The sequence below is a fragment of the Acinetobacter sp. SwsAc2 genome (assembly GCF_013391465.1).
In the GTDB taxonomy this organism is placed as follows: Bacteria; Pseudomonadota; Gammaproteobacteria; order Pseudomonadales; family Moraxellaceae; genus Acinetobacter; species Acinetobacter johnsonii.
In genome coordinates, this window is record NZ_JACBEZ010000081.1 from 1 (window position 1) to 1,113 (window position 1,113).

Below are 1,113 nucleotides of genomic sequence, written 5' to 3' on the forward strand. Positions count from 1 at the left end.
GGCACATTCATTTCTCTCCAACGTGCACCTGTTGAAAGAATCACTGTTTTAGATTCAAGCTTCGCACCATTTTCTAAAGTGACTTCAACCAAGCCATTTGCTGTCTCATCCGCACCTTTGATGTTAGAAACACGTTGTAAGTTCATGATGTCCACACCGTACTCACGTACATGTGCTTCCATTTCAGCAGCAAACTTCGGCCCTTGAGTCTTTTGAATCGAGGTATAGTTTTCAATGTCCATGGTATCCATGACTTGACCACCCATACGTTCAGCCACGATCCCTGTTTTAATGCCTTTACGTGCTGCGTAGATGGCAGAGGTATTTCCTGCAGGGCCACCACCAATCACTAAAACATCAAAAGCATCTTTGGCATTGAGTTTTTCAGCTTCTTTGGCAGCGGAATTGGTATCCAGTTTGGCAATAATTTCTTCCAAGGTCATACGGCCTTGACCGATATGGTTATTGTCTTGGAACACCATCGGTACAGCCATAATTTTGCGCTCTTCGACTTCGTCTTGGAAGAATGCACCATCAATCATGGTTGCTGTCGTGCCCGGATTGTAAATGGCAATCAGGTTCAACGCTTGCACCACGTCTGGGCAGTTATGACAGCTTAAAGAGACAAATACGTCAAAGTCAGACTGGATGCCCAAAGCTTTGATTGAGGCCAAAACTTCATCAGATACTTTGGGTGCATAACCTGAGGTCTGTAACAATGCCAAGATCAAAGAGGTAAACTCATGTCCCATCGGTAAACCCGCAAAGAACACACGTGGTTGTTCACCGGCTTTTGCTACACCAAAGCTAGGTGCACGTGAGTTTTGACCATCAAAACGTGCAGTCACCAGTGGAGACAGTGCTGCAACTTCTTCAACCAATTCTTTAATTTTGTCTGATTTCTCAGAACGGTTCAAAGTCGCAACCAATTCAATCGGACCTTCTAGGCGTTCAAGAAGTGTTTTTAATTGAGCTGAAGTATTTTGATCTAACATTGTTAAGCTCTCCAAAGCAGTCTGTAAAATTATTTGATAGAAGAATCATAGAGTAAATCTAAAAATAGATAAAACAGTTTGTTTTTATTTTAATAATCGGTTTTATAGATTTAAAGAT

Annotated in this window: 1 protein-coding gene; it reads right to left on the bottom strand. The window is 41.9% G+C overall.

Features of this window, described 5'->3' with window-relative positions:
• On the bottom strand, positions 1–995 hold a 995-nt coding region (locus HYI04_RS16745), incomplete at its 3' end, for an FAD-dependent oxidoreductase (protein ID WP_178896423.1).
• Positions 996–1,113: the final 118 nt, after the last annotated feature.